12 protein-coding genes and 1 tRNA gene are annotated in these 15,087 nt (G+C 69.9%); 10 read left to right on the top strand and 3 right to left on the bottom strand.

Going from position 1 to position 15,087, the window contains the following annotated elements; genetic code table 11:
- Nucleotides 1–124 precede the first annotated feature (124 nt).
- Genes ACZ4LX_RS25725 through ACZ4LX_RS25715 form a run of 3 tightly spaced genes read left to right on the top strand, consistent with a single transcriptional unit; the run spans nt 125 to nt 3,274 of the window.
- A complete protein-coding gene (locus ACZ4LX_RS25725; RefSeq protein ID WP_467648917.1) occupies nt 125–1,807 on the top strand; it encodes a TerD family protein in 1,683 nt (560 codons plus the stop codon).
- 11 nt (nt 1,808–1,818) lie between these two features.
- Nucleotides 1,819–2,499 (top strand): AIM24 family protein, encoded by a 681-nt coding sequence (locus tag ACZ4LX_RS25720; protein ID WP_467648920.1) that lies wholly within the window; start codon nt 1,819–1,821, stop codon nt 2,497–2,499.
- 19 nt (nt 2,500–2,518) lie between these two features.
- The gene (locus tag ACZ4LX_RS25715; RefSeq protein ID WP_467648922.1) at nt 2,519–3,274 is read left to right on the top strand and encodes an AIM24 family protein; all 756 of its coding nucleotides are present in this window, start codon (nt 2,519–2,521) and stop codon (nt 3,272–3,274) included.
- Between the two features lie 105 nt (nt 3,275–3,379).
- Here the strand turns inward: ACZ4LX_RS25715 and ACZ4LX_RS25710 are convergent, their stop codons facing one another.
- Both ACZ4LX_RS25710 and ACZ4LX_RS25705 read right to left on the bottom strand, forming a co-directional pair.
- On the bottom strand, nt 3,380–3,931 hold the full coding sequence (locus ACZ4LX_RS25710; RefSeq protein WP_467648925.1) for an NUDIX hydrolase: 552 nt from the start codon (nt 3,929–3,931) through the stop codon (nt 3,380–3,382).
- On the bottom strand, nt 3,928–5,385 hold the full coding sequence (locus ACZ4LX_RS25705) for a zinc-dependent metalloprotease (protein ID WP_467648929.1): 1,458 nt from the start codon (nt 5,383–5,385) through the stop codon (nt 3,928–3,930). The genes ACZ4LX_RS25710 and ACZ4LX_RS25705 overlap by 4 nt, the downstream gene beginning before the upstream one ends.
- Nucleotides 5,386–5,575: 190 nt before the next feature.
- Between ACZ4LX_RS25705 and ACZ4LX_RS25700 the strand changes: the two genes are divergently transcribed.
- The 4 genes from ACZ4LX_RS25700 (at nt 5,576) to ACZ4LX_RS25685 (ending at nt 8,943) form a co-directional block, all read left to right on the top strand.
- A complete protein-coding gene (locus ACZ4LX_RS25700; RefSeq protein WP_467648932.1) occupies nt 5,576–6,742 on the top strand; it encodes an SDR family oxidoreductase in 1,167 nt (388 codons plus the stop codon).
- Nucleotides 6,743–6,931: 189 nt separating this feature from the next.
- Nucleotides 6,932–7,393 carry a molybdenum cofactor biosynthesis protein MoaE gene (locus tag ACZ4LX_RS25695; RefSeq protein ID WP_467648936.1) on the top strand — a complete coding sequence of 154 codons (462 nt, stop codon included), beginning with the start codon at nt 6,932–6,934 and terminating at the stop codon, nt 7,391–7,393.
- A 128-nt stretch (nt 7,394–7,521) separates the two neighbouring features.
- On the top strand, nt 7,522–7,710 hold the full coding sequence (locus ACZ4LX_RS25690) for a hypothetical protein (RefSeq protein ID WP_467648939.1): 189 nt from the start codon (nt 7,522–7,524) through the stop codon (nt 7,708–7,710).
- 144 nt (nt 7,711–7,854) lie between these two features.
- Entirely contained in the window at nt 7,855–8,943 is a 1,089-nt protein-coding gene (locus tag ACZ4LX_RS25685; protein WP_467648942.1) for a YlbL family protein, read from the top strand.
- Nucleotides 8,944–8,972: 29 nt separating this feature from the next.
- Here the strand turns inward: ACZ4LX_RS25685 and ACZ4LX_RS25680 are convergent, their stop codons facing one another.
- Complete coding sequence (locus tag ACZ4LX_RS25680) at nt 8,973–9,542, bottom strand: PPA1309 family protein (protein WP_467648945.1); 570 nt, start codon at nt 9,540–9,542, stop codon at nt 8,973–8,975.
- A gap of 127 nt (nt 9,543–9,669) precedes the next feature.
- Between ACZ4LX_RS25680 and ACZ4LX_RS25675 the strand changes: the two genes are divergently transcribed.
- The 3 genes from ACZ4LX_RS25675 (at nt 9,670) to ACZ4LX_RS25665 (ending at nt 14,999) form a co-directional block, all read left to right on the top strand.
- A complete protein-coding gene (locus ACZ4LX_RS25675; protein WP_467649148.1) occupies nt 9,670–12,603 on the top strand; it encodes a UPF0182 family membrane protein in 2,934 nt (977 codons plus the stop codon).
- Between the two features lie 51 nt (nt 12,604–12,654).
- A tRNA-Met gene (locus ACZ4LX_RS25670) sits at nt 12,655–12,728 on the top strand.
- Between the two features lie 213 nt (nt 12,729–12,941).
- Nucleotides 12,942–14,999 (top strand): tetratricopeptide repeat protein, encoded by a 2,058-nt coding sequence (locus ACZ4LX_RS25665; RefSeq protein WP_467648949.1) that lies wholly within the window; start codon nt 12,942–12,944, stop codon nt 14,997–14,999.
- Nucleotides 15,000–15,087: the final 88 nt, after the last annotated feature.

Genomic DNA, 15,087 nt, shown 5'->3' with positions numbered 1-15,087 from the left:
CGTACGCGCGGCGAGTGACGTGCGCGATTCTGTACCGGGTCTGTACCGGCTTGGCCCAACGCCGGAGTTTGCGGTTAGCCTGACGCGACGCATTCACCTTCCGGATGGGGGACGGTCGTTACGCATGGCCAGGGAATTCCAACGCGGCCACAAGGCCAAGATCAGCGATCTCACGCCGGGGACGGACCTGTACGTAGGTGTGCAGATCGCCGGCCCGGGGCTGACGTTTGACATCAGTTGCTTCGGCCTCGATGTCAATGAGCAGCTCTCCGACGACCGTTATTTCGTCTTCTTCAATCAGCCGAAATCGCCCGAGGAGTCCATTCAGCTCCTTGGTGCGCAAGCAGGTGACACCGAGTCGTTCCGTGTCACTCTGGACCGCATTCCGGCGAACATTCACAAGCTGTCCTTCACCGCGACGCTGGACGGTGCCGGACAGATGTCGCAGGCCGGTCCGGGGTATATCCGGATCGTCGCGGGCGGCGAAGAAGTAGTCAGGTACGCCTTCACGGGCTCGGAGTTCACGACCGAGCGCGCGGTGATGCTGGGTGACTTCTACCTCAAGGACGTATGGCGGTTCGCCGCCGTCGGCCAGGGCTTCGACGGTGGGCTCGACGCGCTGCTGAAGAACTTCGGCGGCGAGGTCGCCGAGGAGGCCCCCGCCGCTCCCCAGCCCCAGGCCGCGGCCCCGTCGTTCGCCCCGCCGGCCCAGGCGGCAGCACCTGCGCCCTCGTTCGGAGCCCCGGCCGCACCGCAGGCCCCACAGCCCGCGCAGCCCTTCGGCGTACCGGCAGCTCAGGCGCCGGCGCCCACTCCGCAGCATCAGCAGATCCATGCCGCGCCGACCATAGCGGCGCCACTGGCTCCGCAGGGCGGCAGCGTTCCGCCGCCCGCGCCCGCTCCGTACGGGCAGCCGGGACAGCAGCCGGGACAGCAGCCGGGGCAGCCGCCCCAGCAGCCGCAGTTCGGGCAGGTCCCGGCCCAGGCCGCGCCCTTCGGACAGGCCCCCGCCCCGTACGGACAGCAGGCCGCGCCGTACGGACAGCAGGCTCCCGCCCCCTACGGACAGCAGGCCCCGAATCCGTTCGGGCAGCAGCCGCCGGGAATGCCCCAAGGCGTGCCGCAGGGTGTGCCGCAGGCCGGAGCCGGCCTGCTGGCCGCGCTCCAGCCGTACAAGGAAACGGCCACCGGGCAGCGCTGGACTCCGCAGAACCAGCAGCTCATGCGCGTCGACCTCACCCTGGGCGGCGGAGCGGGAGTGCTGGCCCGGCAGGGCAGCATGGTGATGTACCAGGGCAAGGTCGACTTCGGCTACAAGGGCGCGGGCTTCGCGGGCCGGATGGTCGGCAACGCCACCGGCCAGGAGATGCAGCTGATGCGCTGTACCGGCCGGGGTCAGGTCTTCCTCGCCGAGGACGCCTCCCATCTGCACGCCATCGAGCTCCAGGGCGACGGCATCTGCGTCTCGGCCGAGAGCGTCCTCGCCTTCGACGAGTCGCTCCAGCACGAGGTCCGCAGGATCGAGGGCCACGGCATTCCCGGCGGCGCCCTGTTCACCATGCAGTTCCAGGGCACCGGCACCGTCATCGTCAAGACGCACGGAGTCCCGGTCGTCCTTCCGGTCACCCCGACCACGTTCGCCGACTGCAACGCCGTCGTGGCGTGGTCCGCCGCGTCCCAGGTGATCATCTCCAGTCAGGTCCGGCTGCGTCGCAACGCCTATCCCGGACACAGCGGAGAGACCGTGAACCTCCAGTTCCGGGGTGCTCCCGGCAACTTCATCGTCGTCCAGCCCTACGAGGTCTGAGGGAGCCCGTCATGAACCAGCAACTCGCGGGCTACGCCCCGACCCCCGTCACGGCCCGGATGGAGAACCACGGCCATTCGATGCTGAAGGTCGCCATGGCGACCGGGCAGGACCTCTTCGCGCGCACCGGTTCTATGGTGTCGTACGAGGGCTTCATCCAGTACGAGCCCAACCCGCCCGCCGTCCGCCAGATGGCATCCCAGTGGATCACCGGCGAGGGCGCGCCCCTGATGAAGTGCGCCGGGGACGGTCTGCTCTACCTCGCCGACTACGGCGCCGACGTGGTCGTCATCAATCTCAACAACGACTCCATCTCGGTCAACGGCACCAACCTCCTCGCCTTCGACAGCCACCTCACCTGGGGTGTCGAGAGGGTCAAGGGGCTCGCCAAGTTCGCCGGCCAGGGTCTGTGGAACGTCTGTGTCTCCGGCACCGGCTGGGTCGCGATCACCTCGCGCGGCACGCCGATCGTCGTCGACTGCGGACGCGGCGAGGACGAGACGTACGTCGACCCGGACGCCCTCGTGGCGTGGTCCCCGAACCTGAAGGTGAAGGGCAAGCGCAGCTTCAAGGCCTCCTCGCTCATCGGGCGGGGCAGCGGCGAGGCGTTCCAGATGGCCTTCTCCGGCCAGGGGATCGTCGTCGTCCAGCCGAGCGAGGACAGTACCGACCGCCTGCGCGTACGGGCCTGACGGGGAGGGAGAACACACCATGCAGAGTCCGCTTTTCAGCTACACGGAACAGCAGTCCCAGGAGCGCTACACGGTCCAGAACCCGCAGCTGCTGCGGGTTTCGCTGACCGGGCACGACGACGTCCTCGCCCGTAAGGGGGCCATGGTCGCGTACCAGGGGCTGATGGAGTTCGACGGCGAGTACCAGTCGCACAGCCAGCGCAACGCCCGCGCCGCCACCGGTGAGGGCCTCGACCTGATGCGCTGCTCCGGGCAGGGCACCGTCTACTTCGCCAACCTCGCGCAGTACGTCCACGTGGTGGACGTCGACCACGACGGGCTGACCGTGGACAGCGCCTATGTCCTGGCGCTCGACTCGGCGCTCCACACCGAGGTCATCGCCGTGGACAGCCAGTACGGCATCTCGGGCACCGGCAAGTACCAGCTCAACATCTCCGGCACCGGCAAGGTCGCGCTGATGACCTCCGGCCAGCCGCTGATGATGCAGGTCACGCAGGACAAGTACGTCAATGCCGACGCCGACGCGATCGTCGCCTGGTCCAGCTCCCTGAGGGTGCAGATGCAGGCCCAGACACACTCGTCGGGAGTGTTCCGCCGGCGTGGCAACACGGGCGAGGGCTGGGAGCTGAGCTTCCTCGGACAGGGCTTCGCCCTGGTGCAGCCGAGCGAGGTGCTGCCGCCGCAGAGTGCCCAGATCGGCCAGGGCCTGCGTGCCCAGTACGGCATGGGCCAGCAGGGGGCCCACGGCCAGAACCAGAACAACGCCTGGAACTGAGCAGCGAGCCGTCAGCTCCATGTACGGGGTGAGGCGGGCGCGGCGACGGTAACGGTAAGGGGCGGCCTCCAGGGAGGCCGCCCCTTACCGTTACCGTCGTGCTTCCTACCGCGGGCCGCCGCCCAGGGCCGCGCGCGTACGTTCCAGCAGACGGACCACAGAGGAGTCGGCGACCTCGGCGACCTCGTCGTAGGCGAACCAGCGCAGATCGAGCGACTCCTCGCTGATCCGCTCCGCCGCGCCCGGAGGCGCCAGCGCGGCGTACTGGACATCCAGGTGCCAGTGGCACGGTGCGGGGATCGGATGGCGGTCCAGGATCACGGGGCCGCCCGGCAGCAGGGCCAGTCCGGCGATGCCGGACTCCTCCGTCGCCTCACGCAGCGCGGCGGCGGCCAGGGTGGCGTCCCCGGGCTCGCAGTGGCCGCCCATCTGCAACCACATCCGCAGCTTCCGGTGCAGTGTCAGCAGCACCTTTCCGCGCTCCGGGTCGATGACCAGGGCGCTGGCCGTCAGATGCCCGGTCTCGCATGCCTTCCACATGCCGTCGGGGTGCAGTCCGAGATGGTCCAGATAGGCGCGCCGCAGTTCTTCCTGTGCGGGATCCTCGCCGGCCGCGTAGTTCTTCAGGACGAGAACGGCGTCGTCGTGCAGGGTCACTTGTCGGTGTCGCCCTTGCCGTCGCTGTCCTTGGGGCCGTCCTCGGGGCCGTCCTCGGCGTCGCCATCCGTACCGGCGGCGGGCTTCTGCGGACCCTTTGCCGCCTCGCCGAGCATCTTGTCCAGCTCGGAGAAGTCCACCTGCTCGTGGTGGACGAAACCGTCCGGATCGTCCAGATCATGAGCGGTCGGCAGCATGTCGGGGTGCTCCCACAGCGCGTCGCGCCCTTCCAGACCTCGCGCGTCCGTGAGCGAGGCCCACAGCCGCGAGGCGTCGCGCAGCCGCCTCGGACGCAGCTGGAGTCCGATGAGCGTGGCGAAGGTCTGCTCGGCGGGACCGCCGGAGGCACGGCGCCTGCGCATCGTCTCGCGCAGCGCGTCGGCGGAGGTCAGCCGGGACTTCGCGGCCTCGTGCACGACGGCGTCCACCCAGCCCTCGACGAGCGCGAGCGCCGTCTCCAGACGGGCCAGGGCCGCCTTCTGCTCCGGCGTGTCCTCCGGCTGGAACATGCCCTGCTGAAGGGCGTCCTGCAACTGCTCCGGGTGGGACGGGTCGAACTGACCGACCACGTCCTCCAGCTTGCTGGTGTCGACCTTGATCCCGCGTGCGTACCCCTCCACCGCGCCGAACAGATGCGAGCGCAGCCACGGCACATGGGCGAAGAGCCGCTGGTGAGCGGACTCGCGCAGGGCCAGGTACAGCCGCACCTCGTCCTGCGGCACGCTCAGGTCCTTGCCGAAGCGCTCGACGTTCAGCGGAAGCAGCGCGGCCTTGCCGGCCGGTCCGAGCGGCAGCCCGATGTCGGTGGAACCGACCACCTCACCGGCCAGCACGCCGACGGCCTGCCCGATCTGCTGGCCGAACATCGCGCCGCCCATCGACCGCATCATGCCGATCAGCGGGCCCGCCATCGCCTGCATCTCCTCGGGCAGCACGTCGCCCATGGCGAGGCCGACACGCTCGGCCACCGGGTCGACCAGCTTCTGCCAGGCGGGGAGGGAAGCCTCGACCCACTCGGCACGGCTCCACGCCACCGTCGAGACGGAACCCGAGGGCAGTGACGTCACACCGTCCAGCCACAGATCCGCCAGGCGCAGCGCCTCGTCGACCGCGGCACGCTCGGACGGGCCCACGCTCGCGTCCTTGGTGCCGTCAGGGGTGCCCTGCGACACCGTCTGGCGGGCGATCTGCTTGGCCATGTCCCAGTTCACGGGACCGCCCTCGTAGCTCAGCATCTGGCCGAGCTGCTGGAAGGCGGCGCCCAGGTCGTTCGGGTTCATGGAGCCGAACATGGCGGCGAAGGGGTTGTCACCGCCCGCGCCGGGGCCGAAGCCGAACGGGTTCGCCGGACCGCCCGAACCCTGCCCACCTCCGGTGGGGTCGTTCTTCTTGCCCTGGTCGCCGTCGTCCGGCTCCTCCGGCGGAAGGCCGAATCCGAATGGGGTGTCACTCACGGGTTTCCTCGGCTCATAGGGCCGCCGGCTCGAACCGACGGCGACTGCCCGACATCACCATCCAGCGTAGACACCAAGTCCGCTCGGGGCCTCAGTGCTACGCCTGCTCCCGGCCTGCGGCAGGATGGACGCCACCTGGTACGTACGCGTCATTCGGGTACGTACTGAAGACAACCGCTGGAGACGCCCGGTGAGTTCCCCAGATCCTCAGGTTCGCGCAGCGCGAAACCTGGCCGACCGTTCGCCCGAGAACACGACCGAGAACGAGTACGAGAACAAGTCCGTCCGCAGCCGCTCCAGGAGCCGCGGCCCTGTCGTGGCCGTCACCGGAGCCGCGACGGGCGTGGGTGCGCTGCTCACGGCACGCCTGGCGGCCTCCGAGGAGATCAAGCAGGTCATCGCCATCGACGAGCGCCGCGGAGAGGTCTCCGAGGCGACGTGGCACATCCTCGACGTCCGCGACCCGGCCATCGCGGAGAAGCTGCGCGGCGCCGACGTGGTGGTGCACCTGGCGCTCGATCTCGATCTGGAGACCGATCCCGCCGCCCGTACCGCGTACAACGTGCGCGGCACGCAGACCGTGCTGACCGCGGCCGCGGCCGCGGGTGTCCACCGCGTCGTGCTGTGCACCTCGGCGATGGTCTACGGCGCGCTGCCCGACAACGACGTGCCGCTCGCCGAGGACGCCGAGCTGCGCGCCACGGCCGAGGCGACCGGCGTCGGCGACCTCCTGGAGATCGAACGGCTCGGCCGCCGCGCACCCCGCGCCCACCCCGGACTCCACGTCACCGTGGTCCGTCCCACCGTGCTCGTCGGCGGTACGGACACGGCGCTGACCCGCTACTTCGAGTCGCCCCGCCTCCTGGTGGTCGCCGGATCGCGGCCCGCCTGGCAGTTCTGCCACGTCGACGACCTGGTCGAGGCGCTGGAGTACGCCGCGCTGGAGAAGATCGACGGGGAGTTCGCGGTCGGCTGCGACGGCTGGCTCGAGCAGGCGGAGGTCGAGGAGCTCAGCGGCGTCCGCCGGATGGAGCTGCCCTCGGCCGTCGCACTCGGCGCGGCGGCCCGGCTGCACCGGATCGGCCTGACCCCGTCACCGGCGGGCGACCTGGCGTACACGATGCATCCCTGGGTGGTGAGCGTGAGCCGGCTGCACGATGTGGGGTGGCGGCCGCGCTGGACCAACGAGGAGGTGCTCGCGGCACTCCTCGAAGAGGTCGAGGGGCGCCACACCGTCGCCGGCCGCCGGCTCGGCCGCAAGGACGCGACCGCGGCCGGGGCCGCCGGTGCGACCGTGGCACTGCTCGGTACCGCTGCCCTGGTGCGCCGCGCCCGCAAGGCGCGCCGCCGTTTCTAGGGCGTGGACCGGCCGCGACCGGTCGCCGCACGGCGGGCGGGGCCGGACGGACGTGGGGCCCGTTCCATGGGCGCCTGCCGCCGGCGGTGACTCCGGGGCGGCTCCTGTAGAAGGCTCCAAGCCGCCCGGCGGCCCGCCGGGTGAAAGCCGTATTCCGCGATGCCTCGGCGGTACGGCACGATGGTGGCCATGGCACCCACGTATGACCACCCGGGCGAGCAGGCGGCACAGGATCCCATCCGGCTCCTGGAGATCCGCGACACACCGCTTTCGGTGGACGAGGTCTTCCGTGCCGTGGGCGACGACGCGGCGGGTGGCACCGCGCTCTTCGTCGGCACCGTGCGCAACCACGACGGCGGGCAGGACGTCGGGGCGCTCGGTTACTCGTGCCACCCCTCGGCGCAGGACGAGATGCGCCGCGTGGCGGAGAAGGTCGTCGCCGGATTCCCGGTCCGTGCGCTGGCCGCAGTCCACCGTGTGGGTGAACTGGAGGTGGGCGATCTCGCGGTGGTGGTGGCGGTCTCCTGCCCGCACCGGGCGGAGGCCTTCGAGGCCTGCCGCAAGCTGATCGACGACCTCAAGCACGAGGTTCCGATCTGGAAGCACCAGCGCTTCTCCGACGGCACGGAGGAGTGGGTCGGCGCCTGCTGAGCGCAAACCGTGCAGGCGGACATCCACCCCGATTTGCGTAACCGCACCCCTGCCATGAGCGTTAGTTCCGCGGATGGTTAATCTGCTGATCATTCAGTTGCGGTTGCTCATGAGGCAGGGAGGTCGTCATGGCAGCACTCGCCTGGTTGTTGATTCCGCTTTTCGCTGCGTTCGGTGCTGCGATATGGGGAAGCTGGGCCGCCCGTAATCGCACGACCGGCGATGTCACCGAGCTCGCCGGCTACGCCCGGTTCCGTGAAGCGATGGAGCGTTCACACTCCGCTTCCGAGCCCGTCGAGCAGGTCTCGAACGTCTGACGCCGCGCCGGGCGTACACAGTCGCCAATCCACCGCCCGTTCCCTCCGGCTCTGCCGCCCGTCGCCCTTGCCGCACCCAGCCGCGGTCCGCGTACGGACCGGCCCCGGCGGTGCACTGACAGGCGTTTCCCGTACTGTCGTTCCATGCCACGCCGCACCGCGACGATGCTCGCGTCCACTCTGATCCTGATCGTGCTGCTCTGCGCAGCCCTGGTGATCAAAGTGCCGTACTCGGAGATGTCACCCGGGCCGACCGTGAACACCCTCGGCAAGGTCGACGGCGAGCCCGTCCTGCAGATCAGCGGGCACAAGACGTACGAGACCTCCGGCAACCTCAACATGACGACGGTCAGGGTCACCGGCGCCGACTACCGGATGAACCTCGTCGAGGCCGTCTACGGATGGCTGGGCCACGACAGCGTGGTCGTGCCCCACGACACGCTGTACCCGAACGGCAAGACCGAGGAGCAGTCGACCCAGGAGAACGCCGAGGAGTTCAGCCAGTCCCAGGAGAGTGCCAAGGTCGCGGCACTCACCGAGCTGGGGATTCCGGTGTCGTCGCGGGTCGTGGTCTCCACCGTCCTCAAGGACAGCCCCTCCCAGGGCAAGCTGCACGCGGGCGATGTGATCAAGGCCGTCGATGCCACCGCGGTCAAGCAGCCCGAGGACGTGGCGAAGCTCGTCACCAAGCACAAGCCCGGCCAGGACGTCACCTTCACGGTCGTCCCGGCCAAGACCGCGGCGGCGGCCGAGAAGGCCGGCAAGGAGCCCGAGGGCACCGAGAAGGTCACCATCACCACGGAGAAGGCCCCCAAGGAGAACCGGGCGATCGTCGGTATCCAGGCGGGGACCGACCACACCTTCCCGTTCGAGATCGACATCAAGCTCGCCGACGTGGGCGGCCCCAGCGCCGGTCTGATGTTCTCCCTGGGCATCATCGACAAGCTGACCCCGGGCCAGTTGACGGGCGGCAAGTTCATCGCCGGCACCGGGACGATGGACGACACGGGCAAGGTCGGGCCGATCGGCGGGATCAACATGAAGCTGGTCGGCGCGCGCGACGCCGGTGCACGCTACTTCCTGACACCCGACGAGAACTGCGAGGCGGCCGCCTCCGACACCCCGGACGGACTCACGCTGGTGAGGGTCAAGACCATCGACGACGCCAAGAAGTCGCTGGAGAAGATCCGCACCGGGGACACGGCCGCACTGCCGAGCTGCTCGACAGGCTGACCCCGCGCCCCCGGGGCGGGACCGCGGGGTCAGGACTCGAAGGTCGCGGCCAGCGCCTCGGCCAGCCCCGGCACCAGGCCGGCGCCGGTCAGCACGTCGTTGGGCGAGTCCTTCTCGCGCAGGCGCACGGCCGACTCGCGGGCGCCGTCCCGCAGGACGGCCACGGTCATCCGCACCTCCTGCCGGTCGGGGTGCTTGGCCACCCACTTGGTCAGCTGGGCGTCGTCGAGGCCCTCCGGCACGGAGGCCTCGGCGGACGGCGGCAGCATCAGCCGCTCGACCGTCATCGCGCACCCGACGACCGCGTCGGGCCAGGCGATCGTGGCGAGGAACTCGTCCAGCGCGGTGCCTGCGGGAAGCTCCTCCTGCTCGACGGGGGTGAGCGCGGCGGCCTTCGAGCCCTCGTCGTCGAGACCGAGCTGAGCGGCGAGGCCGGGCTCCTGGGCCCGCAGCCGTGCGGTGTCGACAAGGGCGAAGAGGCGGGCGGGCTGGTCCCAGCCGAGGCCGGAGATGTATGCGTCGATTTCGAGCACCGCGACGGTGAGCGGGCTCGCGGCCATCGGAGGGCCTGAAGAGGAAACGTTGGACATGGACAACATCCTGCCTCCTTCCGCCCCGGGAACGGGAACTAGGTAAAGCCTCAGTAAGTTGCATAGGTGGGCTCTACGATCGCTGGGCCCGCTCCACACGACCGCGAACTTTGAGGTGCGCACGTTGGCTTTCCAGATGCCGGACCGCGGCGGAGGCCCGACCGGGCCACGGATCAGAGTCGGCCGCCCGTCCCGGCGTGCCCGAACCCTGCTCATGACACTGGGCGTCCTGGCGGTCCTCGCCATGGCGTTCGTCATGTTCTCCGGGTTCTGGACGGACTGGCTCTGGTACAGGTCGGTCGGATTCTCGTCCGTCTTCACCACCACCCTGTGGACCAAGATCGGGCTGTTCCTCGTCTTCGGACTGCTGATGGCCGTCGCCATCGGTGTGAACATCTGGCTCGCGCACCGGCTCCGGCCGCCGCTGAGCGCGATGTCGCTGGAGCAGCAGAGCCTGGACCGCTACCGGATGGGTCTCGCCCCGTACAAGAAGTGGGTGCTGCTCGCGATCACCGCTCTTGTCGGTCTGATCGCCGGAGCGTCCGCCTCCGGCCAGTGGCGTACCTGGCTGATGTATGTGAACGGGGTGTCGTTCGGCCAGAAGGACCCCCAGTTCCACCTGGACGTGTCCTTCTACGCCTTCGATCTGCCCTGGTACCGCTTCCTGCTGGGCTTCGGCTTCGCGGCTACGGTGCTTTCGCTGATCGCTGCCGCGCTGACCCACTACCTGTACGGCGGGCTGCGCATCACCAGCCCCGGCGCGCGGGCGACGGGGGCGGCCACCGGCCATCTCTCGGTGCTGCTCGGTATCTTCGTCGCGCTGAAGGCCGTGGCCTACTGGCTCGACCGCTACGGGCTCGCCGTGAAGTCCAGCGACTTCAAGGCCACGGACAACTGGACGGGCCTGCGCTACGTCGACGCCAACGCCTATCTGCCGGCGAAGACCATCCTGTTCTGCATCGCCGCGATCTGCGCGGTGCTGTTCTTCGCGACGCTCTGGCGCCGCACCTGGCAGCTTCCGGTGATCGGGTTCGGGCTGATGGTCCTCTCCGCGATCCTGATCGGCGGGCTCTACCCGGCGATCGTGCAGAAGTTCCAGGTCCAGCCGAACGAGCAGGCCAAGGAAGCCCCGTTCATCCAGAAGAACATCAAGGCCACGCGCGACGCCTACGACATCGATGACGCGAAGGTCACCGACTACGCGGGCAAGTCCACCACGGACGACGACACGAAGCTCCGTGCCAGCGCGGACGCCGCGGCCAGCTACCGGGTGATGGACCCCAACGTCGTCTCCCCGGCCTTCCAGCAGCTCCAGCAGAAGAGGAACTACTACCAGTTCCCCAAGACGCTGGATGTCGACCGCTACAAGGACGCGACCGGCAAGGAGCAGGACACGGTCATCGGTCTGCGCGAGCTCAACCTCCAGGGCATCCCCAAGCGCAACTGGATCAACGACCACTTCACCTACACCCACGGCTACGGCGCGATCGCGGCCCGGGGCACCACCACAGGCAAGAACCCGAAGGGATCTCCCGACTTCACCGAGTCCGGTCTGCCGACCACCGGCGAGCTGGGCACGTACCAGCAGGAGATCTACTACGGCGAGAAGACCGAGCAGTACTCCATCGTCGGCGGGCCCCAGAAGGAGCTCGACTACGAGGAGGACGGCGAGAAGACCACCAGCTACAAGGGCAAGAGCGGCGTCAGCCTCTCCAACGCGTTCAACCGCGCCGCCTACGCCGTGGCGTTCAGCGAGCCGCAGATCCTGTACTCGGGAGCCATCGGCGAGGGTTCGAGGATCCTCTACAACCGCACGCCCAAGGAGCGCGTCGAGGCGGTCGCCCCCTGGCTGACCATCGACGGCGACGCCTACCCGGCCGTGGTCGGCGGGAAGATCCAGTGGGTCGTCGACGCGTACACCACGACCAACGGCTACCCGTACGCCTCGCGCACGACGCTCGGTGACACCACGGCCGACTCGCTGACCACCAACCAGCGTGCGGTGGTCGCCCAGCAGAACCAGGTCAACTACATCCGCAACTCGGTGAAGGCCACCGTCGACGCGTACGACGGCAAGGTCACGCTGTACGAGTGGGACACCGAGGACCCGGTCCTCAAGACCTGGCGCAAGGCGTTCCCGGGCACCGTGAAGGCCAAGGCGGATATTCCGCAGGACCTCATGGACCACCTGCGCTACCCGCAGGACCTGTTCAAGGTGCAGCGCGAACTGCTCACCCGCTACCACGTCACGAGCCCCGCGCAGTTCTACAGCGGCAGTGACGCCTGGCAGGTCCCGGACGATCCGACCAACAAGGAGTCCGGTGCCGTTCCGCCGTACTACCTGAGCATAAAGATGCCGGACCAGAAGGCTCAGAAGTTCTCGCTGACGACGACGTTCACGCCCAAGGGACGACCCGACCTGGGGGCGTTCATGGCGGTCGACGCCGACGCGGCCAGCAAGGACTACGGCACGATAAGGCTGCTCAGAGTCACCACCACGGTGAAGGGCCCCGGTCAGGTACAGAGTGAGCTCAACGGCAACGACGACGTCGCCGAGTTCGTGAGGAACCTCAAGGGAACCGACTCCGACATCGAGTACGGCAACCTGCTCACGGTGCCACTCGAAGGCGGCTTCCTCTACATCGAGCCGGTGTACACGCGCGGTGGCACGCAGAACTATCCGCTGCTGCGCAAGGTCGCCGCGTCCTACGGATCGAAGATCGTCTTCGAGAACAGTCTCGGGGAGGCGCTCAACGCGGTCTTCGGGGTGGACGGCTCCGATACGAGCGAGCCACCGGGCGACACCACGGAACCGCCGGGCGACACCACGGAGCCGCCGGCCACCGGTGACGCCGCGCTGAAGAAGGCGATCGCCGATGCGCAGAAGGCCTATACGGCAGGTGAGACGGCCCTGAAGGAACAGGACTGGACCGCCTACGGCAAGGCCCAGGACGAACTGCAGGACGCGCTGGAGCGGGCGGCCGCGGCCCAGCCCAAGTCCGGCAGCCCCGGCACGGCGGACGGTGCGAAGAAGCCGGCGTCGTCGGCCAGTGCCGACAGCGGCGGCTGAGTAACCGGTAAAGCTGCATCCCCGCGTCGTGGTACGGTTTGAACACAACGACGCGGGGTGGAGCAGCTCGGTAGCTCGCTGGGCTCATAACCCAGAGGTCGCAGGTTCAAATCCTGTCCCCGCTACTGAAAGACGAAGGCCCGGATCCTCCAGGGGATCCGGGCCTTCGTCATGTCGTGGTGACTTTTCTGTGCAGTCTGCGTGAAGTGCGGTTCATGAGGCGCGAGTTGGGCACGAGCGTGTTTGACTTGTCTCTCTGTGGGCATGTCGACAAAACGCTGAAGTGACCTCACTGGCCGCGATATACCAGGTGTACGCGGGTTGCGGGTGGTGCGACGATGGTATTTATGGGGGACAGGGCAACTCTGTTGGAGACAGGGCGGTTTGTGCAGCGGCGCGTCCATCCGGCGGAAAAGGCAGCGGATATGGCATTCGCCGATGCCGCCGCGCAGTACAACGACCACATCGGGACCGCCGAGACAGCGGAGTGTGCCGCGACCGTCGAGAGTGCAGAGACCGTGGAGTCCGCCGACGGCGTGGAGCACGCCGAGAGTGCGGAGACCGCGGCGAGCGCGGACGCCGCCGAGAGTGAGGCGCGTCACCGCCGCGCCGCCGACGCGGGGGACACCACCTCGATGAGCGTGCTCGGCGCGCTGCTGCTGCGCCGGGGCGACCTGAGCGGTGCCGAGTCCTATCTGCGTGCGGCCACCGCCGACGGCGACCGTGCCGCGGCCAACAATCTGGGTGTCCTCCTGCACCAGCGCGGATACGCGGACGAGGCGGCCGGCTGGTGGCGGATCGCGGCTGTCGCCGGTTCCGCCGCCGCCGCGCACGCGCTGGGCCGCCACTACCGTGAACGTGGTGACGAGCCCGGCGCCGAGTACTGGCTGCGCCAGTCCGCCGAGCAGGGCCACGCGCTGGGGGCGTACGCCCTCGCCGACCTGCTGGAACACCGAAGCGACGTGGGCGCCGAGCACTGGCTGCGCGCCGCCGCCGAGCAAGGTCACCGCGAGGCGGCCTACCGGCTGGCACGCATGCTGGAGCGCAACGCGACGGACGGCGCGCACGACGCGTTCGGCCGCCACGGCCTGGGCCCCCGTTCCGGACCCGGGTCCGAGGCGGGCGCCGGAGCGCGCGGGCCCGCCGCGCGCAAGGACGACAGCCCGGTCGCCGGCCCCGGCACGGGACGTGTGGGCGAGGCCGAGCAGTGGTACCGGCAGTCCGCCGCCCGGGGGCACCGGCGTGCCGCGCTGCACCTCGGCTCCATCCTCGAACAGCGCGGCGAGCTCAAGGAGGCCGGCCGCTGGTACCTCATCGCCGCGAAGGCGGGCGAGGCGCGGGCCGCCTGTGCCCTCGCCTTCCTGCTGCGCGACGCGGGCGACACGGAGAGCGCCGCCGTGTGGTGGCTGCGCGCCGCCCAGGACGGCGACGGCAACGCCGCCAACGCACTCGGCGCGCTGCACGCGGCCCGGGGCGAGCAGCAGACCGCCGAGCGCTGGTACCGCGCGGCGATGGACGCGGGCGACGTCAACGGCGCGTACAACCTCGGGCTGCTCTGCGCCGCCCAGGACCGCACGCCGCAGGCCGAGCAGTGGTACCGGCGCGCCGCCTACGCCGGACACCGCGAGGCCGCCAACGCGCTGGCCGTGCTCCTGCTCCAGGCGGGTGACGCGACCGGGGCGGAGCCCTGGTTCTCCAAGGCGGCCGAGGCCGGCAGCGTCGACGCCGCCTTCAATCTCGGCATCCTGCACGCCGGGCGCGACGAGGACCGTGCGGCGCTGCGCTGGTACGAGCGTGCCGCGGCGGCGGGCCACACCGAGGCCGCGCTCCAGGTCGGCATGGCGATGCTGCACCACGGCCAGGAGCGCGAGGCCGAGCGGCATCTGCGCTGCGCGGCGGGCGGTGGCAGTGCGGAAGCCGCCTTCCGCCTGGCCGGGCTGCTGGACGCGCGCAGGCCGCCGCCCGGTCCGCCCGTGCTCGGCGAGCCGATGCCGGACAAGACCGAGTGCGAGGAGTGGTACGAGCGCGCGGCCGAGCAGGGGCACCGCCGTGCCCAGGTGCGTGTCGGCATGCTCGCCGCGGCCCGGGGGGACGTGGAGAGCGCCGCCCGCTGGTACCGGGACGCGGCCGAGGCGGGCAGCCGTAACGGGGCCTTCAACCTCGGTCTGCTGCTCGCCCGTGAGGGCAGCGAGCGCGAGGCCGCACTGTGGTGGAGCCGTGCCGCCGACGACGGACACGGACGGGCCGCTCTGCGTCTGGCCCTGCTGGCCGCGCGCCGAGGCGAGCTCACCGAGGGGCAGCGGTGGTGTGCGCGGGCCGTCGAGCTGGGGCCCGCGGAGGTCTCGGAGCGGGCCGCGCGGCTGCGCGAGGCGCTGCATCAGGAGCTGACCGCGTAGCGGCTGCGGCCCCCCGGGCCGCGCGGGCCGCACCGGTGCGACGTGGGGGCGCGGGGGGCCTTCCGGCGCACCGCGGCCCGCTGCGGGG

This window comes from Streptomyces sp. NPDC026062 (genome assembly GCF_055568375.1).
Note: the sequence above shows the minus strand (reverse complement) of the source record. Positions and strands in the feature narration are given on the sequence as shown.

Coding starts and splice junctions, on each gene's coding strand:
- ACZ4LX_RS25725 (WP_467648917.1), top strand. CDS start 125: ATGGCCAGGGAATTCCAACGCGGCCACAAGGCCAAGATCAGCGATCTC.
- ACZ4LX_RS25720 (WP_467648920.1), top strand. CDS start 1,819: ATGAACCAGCAACTCGCGGGCTACGCCCCGACCCCCGTCACGGCCCGG.
- ACZ4LX_RS25715 (WP_467648922.1), top strand. CDS start 2,519: ATGCAGAGTCCGCTTTTCAGCTACACGGAACAGCAGTCCCAGGAGCGC.
- ACZ4LX_RS25695 (WP_467648936.1), top strand. CDS start 6,932: ATGGCACCCACGTATGACCACCCGGGCGAGCAGGCGGCACAGGATCCC.
- ACZ4LX_RS25690 (WP_467648939.1), top strand. CDS start 7,522: ATGGCAGCACTCGCCTGGTTGTTGATTCCGCTTTTCGCTGCGTTCGGT.
- ACZ4LX_RS25685 (WP_467648942.1), top strand. CDS start 7,855: ATGCCACGCCGCACCGCGACGATGCTCGCGTCCACTCTGATCCTGATC.
- ACZ4LX_RS25680 (WP_467648945.1), bottom strand. CDS start 9,542: ATGTTGTCCATGTCCAACGTTTCCTCTTCAGGCCCTCCGATGGCCGCG.
- ACZ4LX_RS25675 (WP_467649148.1), top strand. CDS start 9,670: ATGCCGGACCGCGGCGGAGGCCCGACCGGGCCACGGATCAGAGTCGGC.
- ACZ4LX_RS25665 (WP_467648949.1), top strand. CDS start 12,942: ATGGTATTTATGGGGGACAGGGCAACTCTGTTGGAGACAGGGCGGTTT.